The 4,661-nt window shown below is 51.7% G+C and carries 2 tRNA genes and 3 rRNA genes; all 5 read left to right on the plus strand.

Annotation, left to right across the window (positions count from 1 at the left end):
- Nucleotides 1–915, plus strand: a 16S ribosomal RNA gene (locus tag BVH03_RS10230); the annotation flags it as partial.
- A 164-nt stretch (nt 916–1,079) separates the two neighbouring features.
- A tRNA-Ile gene (locus BVH03_RS10235) sits at nt 1,080–1,156 on the plus strand.
- A 19-nt stretch (nt 1,157–1,175) separates the two neighbouring features.
- Nucleotides 1,176–1,251, plus strand: a tRNA-Ala gene (locus BVH03_RS10240).
- A 259-nt stretch (nt 1,252–1,510) separates the two neighbouring features.
- A 23S ribosomal RNA gene (locus BVH03_RS10245) occupies nt 1,511–4,402 on the plus strand.
- Nucleotides 4,403–4,539: 137 nt separating this feature from the next.
- Nucleotides 4,540–4,655, plus strand: a 5S ribosomal RNA gene (rrf, locus tag BVH03_RS10250).
- Nucleotides 4,656–4,661: the final 6 nt, after the last annotated feature.

Below are 4,661 nucleotides of genomic sequence, written 5' to 3' on the forward strand. Positions count from 1 at the left end.
GAACTGCATCCAAAACTGGCAAGCTAGAGTACGGTAGAGGGTGGTGGAATTTCCTGTGTAGCGGTGAAATGCGTAGATATAGGAAGGAACACCAGTGGCGAAGGCGACCACCTGGACTGATACTGACACTGAGGTGCGAAAGCGTGGGGAGCAAACAGGATTAGATACCCTGGTAGTCCACGCCGTAAACGATGTCAACTAGCCGTTGGAATCCTTGAGATTTTAGTGGCGCAGCTAACGCATTAAGTTGACCGCCTGGGGAGTACGGCCGCAAGGTTAAAACTCAAATGAATTGACGGGGGCCCGCACAAGCGGTGGAGCATGTGGTTTAATTCGAAGCAACGCGAAGAACCTTACCTGGCCTTGACATGCTGAGAACTTTCCAGAGATGGATTGGTGCCTTCGGGAACTCAGACACAGGTGCTGCATGGCTGTCGTCAGCTCGTGTCGTGAGATGTTGGGTTAAGTCCCGTAACGAGCGCAACCCTTGTCCTTAGTTACCAGCACCTCGGGTGGGAACTCTAAGGAGACTGCCGGTGACAAACCGGAGGAAGGTGGGGATGACGTCAAGTCATCATGGCCCTTACGGCCAGGGCTACACACGTGCTACAATGGTCGGTACAAAGGGTTGCCAAGCCGCGAGGTGGAGCTAATCCCATAAAACCGATCGTAGTCCGGATCGCAGTCTGCAACTCGACTGCGTGAAGTCGGAATCGCTAGTAATCGTGAATCAGAATGTCACGGTGAATACGTTCCCGGGCCTTGTACACACCGCCCGTCACACCATGGGAGTGGGTTGCACCAGAAGTAGCTAGTCTAACCTTCGGGAGGACGGTTACCACGGTGTGATTCATGACTGGGGTGAAGTCGTAACAAGGTAGCCGTAGGGGAACCTGCGGCTGGATCACCTCCTTAATCGAAGATCGCAGCTTATTCATAAGCTCCCACACGAATTGCTTGATTCATTGTAGAAGACGATGCTGTAACGCCTTATATAGGCTGATTGCTCGGTTGGTTAGAGCGCACCCACGCTTTGAGATAGAGAGTAGGGTGAGGTCGGCTTGGGGCAGCCCTGTTATAGGTCTGTAGCTCAGTTGGTTAGAGCGCACCCCTGATAAGGGTGAGGTCGGCAGTTCAAATCTGCCCAGACCTACCAATTCAGGTGCAGATGATACGGGGCCATAGCTCAGCTGGGAGAGCGCCTGCCTTGCACGCAGGAGGTCAGCGGTTCGATCCCGCTTGGCTCCACCACTTTCTGGTTACAGTCGTTAATGAGTAAGAGTTCAGAAATGAGCATTCCTGCGATGGCAGAGTGAATGTTGATTTCTGGTCTTTGACCAGTCGAAACATCGTTCTTTAAAAATTTGGGTATGTGATAGAAGTGACTGATTGATTGCTTTCACTGGCAATTGATCTGGTCAAGGTAAAATTTGCGTTGTTCTCAAGTGCAAATTTTCGGCGAATGTCGTCTTCACGTTATAGACAGTAACCAGATTGCTTGGGGTTATATGGTCAAGTGAAGAAGCGCATACGGTGGATGCCTTGGCAGTCAGAGGCGATGAAAGACGTTGTAGCCTGCGATAAGCTTTGGGGAGTCGGCAAACAGACTGTGATCCAGAGATCTCTGAATGGGGGAACCCACCTAGCATAAGCTGGGTATCATGCACTGAATACATAGGTGCATGAGGCGAACCAGGGGAACTGAAACATCTAAGTACCCTGAGGAAAAGAAATCAACCGAGATTCCCTTAGTAGTGGCGAGCGAACGGGGACTAGCCCTTAAGTTGATTAGAGTGTAGTGGAAGGCTCTGGAAAGTGCCGCCGTAGTGGGTGATAGCCCCGTACACGAAATGCTCTTATCAATGAAATCGAGTAGGACGGAGCACGAGAAACTTTGTCTGAATATGGGGGGACCATCCTCCAAGGCTAAATACTACTGACTGACCGATAGTGAACCAGTACCGTGAGGGAAAGGCGAAAAGAACCCCGGAGAGGGGAGTGAAATAGAACCTGAAACCGTATGCGTACAAGCAGTGGGAGCCTACTTTGTTGGGTGACTGCGTACCTTTTGTATAATGGGTCAGCGACTTATATTCAGTGGCGAGCTTAACCGAATAGGGGAGGCGTAGCGAAAGCGAGTCTTAATAGGGCGTTTAGTCGCTGGGTATAGACCCGAAACCGGGCGATCTATCCATGGGCAGGTTGAAGGTTAGGTAACACTGACTGGAGGACCGAACCGACTACCGTTGAAAAGTTAGCGGATGACCTGTGGATCGGAGTGAAAGGCTAATCAAGCTCGGAGATAGCTGGTTCTCCTCGAAAGCTATTTAGGTAGCGCCTCGTGTATCACTGCTGGGGGTAGAGCACTGTTTCGGCTAGGGGGTCATCCCGACTTACCAAACCGATGCAAACTCCGAATACCAGCAAGTGTCAGCACGGGAGACACACGGCGGGTGCTAACGTCCGTCGTGAAAAGGGAAACAACCCAGACCGTCAGCTAAGGTCCCAAAGTTATGGTTAAGTGGGAAACGATGTGGGAAGGCTTAGACAGCTAGGAGGTTGGCTTAGAAGCAGCCACCCTTTAAAGAAAGCGTAATAGCTCACTAGTCGAGTCGGCCTGCGCGGAAGATGTAACGGGGCTCAAACCATACACCGAAGCTACGGGTTCAACGTAAGTTGAGCGGTAGAGGAGCGTTCTGTAAGCCTGTGAAGGTGAGTTGAGAAGCTTGCTGGAGGTATCAGAAGTGCGAATGCTGACATGAGTAACGACAATGCGAGTGAAAAACTCGCACGCCGAAAGACCAAGGTTTCCTGCGCAACGTTAATCGACGCAGGGTGAGTCGGCCCCTAAGGTGAGGCAGAAATGCGTAATCGATGGGAAACGGGTTAATATTCCCGTACTTCTAATTACTGCGATGGAGGGACGGAGAAGGCTAGGCCAGCACGGCGTTGGTTGTCCGTGTTTAAGGTGGTAGGCTGATTTCTTAGGTAAATCCGGGAGATCAAGGCCGAGAGCTGATGACGAGTTGTCCTTTAGGACGATGAAGTGGTTGATGCCATGCTTCCAGGAAAAGCTTCTAAGCTTCAGGTAATTAGGAACCGTACCCCAAACCGACACAGGTGGTTAGGTAGAGAATACCAAGGCGCTTGAGAGAACTCGGGTGAAGGAACTAGGCAAAATGGCACCGTAACTTCGGGAGAAGGTGCGCCGGTGAGTGTGAAGGGTTTACCCCGTAAGCACATGCCGGTCGAAGATACCAGGCCGCTGCGACTGTTTATTAAAAACACAGCACTCTGCAAACACGAAAGTGGACGTATAGGGTGTGACGCCTGCCCGGTGCCGGAAGGTTAATTGATGGGGTTAGCTAACGCGAAGCTCTTGATCGAAGCCCCGGTAAACGGCGGCCGTAACTATAACGGTCCTAAGGTAGCGAAATTCCTTGTCGGGTAAGTTCCGACCTGCACGAATGGCGTAACGATGGCGGCGCTGTCTCCACCCGAGACTCAGTGAAATTGAAATCGCTGTGAAGATGCAGTGTATCCGCGGCTAGACGGAAAGACCCCGTGAACCTTTACTATAGCTTTGCACTGGACTTTGAGCTTGCTTGTGTAGGATAGGTGGGAGGCTTTGAAGTGGGGACGCCAGTTCTCATGGAGCCATCCTTGAAATACCACCCTGGCAACCTTGAGGTTCTAACTCTGGTCCGTTATCCGGATCGAGGACAGTGTATGGTGGGTAGTTTGACTGGGGCGGTCTCCTCCTAAAGAGTAACGGAGGAGTACGAAGGTGCGCTCAGACCGGTCGGAAATCGGTCGTAGAGTATAAAGGCAAAAGCGCGCTTGACTGCGAGACAGACACGTCGAGCAGGTACGAAAGTAGGTCTTAGTGATCCGGTGGTTCTGTATGGAAGGGCCATCGCTCAACGGATAAAAGGTACTCCGGGGATAACAGGCTGATACCGCCCAAGAGTTCATATCGACGGCGGTGTTTGGCACCTCGATGTCGGCTCATCACATCCTGGGGCTGAAGCCGGTCCCAAGGGTATGGCTGTTCGCCATTTAAAGTGGTACGCGAGCTGGGTTTAGAACGTCGTGAGACAGTTCGGTCCCTATCTGCCGTGGACGTTTGAGATTTGAGAGGGGCTGCTCCTAGTACGAGAGGACCGGAGTGGACGAACCTCTGGTGTTCCGGTTGTCACGCCAGTGGCATTGCCGGGTAGCTATGTTCGGGAAAGATAACCGCTGAAAGCATCTAAGCGGGAAACTTGCCTCAAGATGAGATCTCACTGGAACCTTGAGTTCCCTAAAGGGCCGTCGAAGACTACGACGTTGATAGGCTGGGTGTGTAAGCGTTGTGAGGCGTTGAGCTAACCAGTACTAATTGCCCGTGAGGCTTGACCATATAACACCCAAACAATTTGGCTGTTAGGCGGTTGAAGTCGACAGTAATGCCGAAAATTTGCGAGAACACGTAATACCAACCGACATCACATACCCAATTCGCTGCAGCGGCTAAACCCCAAAGCAGCAACCAGTTTGCTTGACGACCATAGAGCGTTGGAACCACCTGATCCCATCCCGAACTCAGTAGTGAAACGACGCATCGCCGATGGTAGTGTGGAGCTTCTCCATGTGAGAGTAGGTCATCGTCAAGCTTCTAC

The organism is Pseudomonas sp. PA15(2017), assembly GCF_001945395.1.
In the GTDB taxonomy this organism is placed as follows: domain Bacteria; phylum Pseudomonadota; class Gammaproteobacteria; order Pseudomonadales; family Pseudomonadaceae; genus Aquipseudomonas.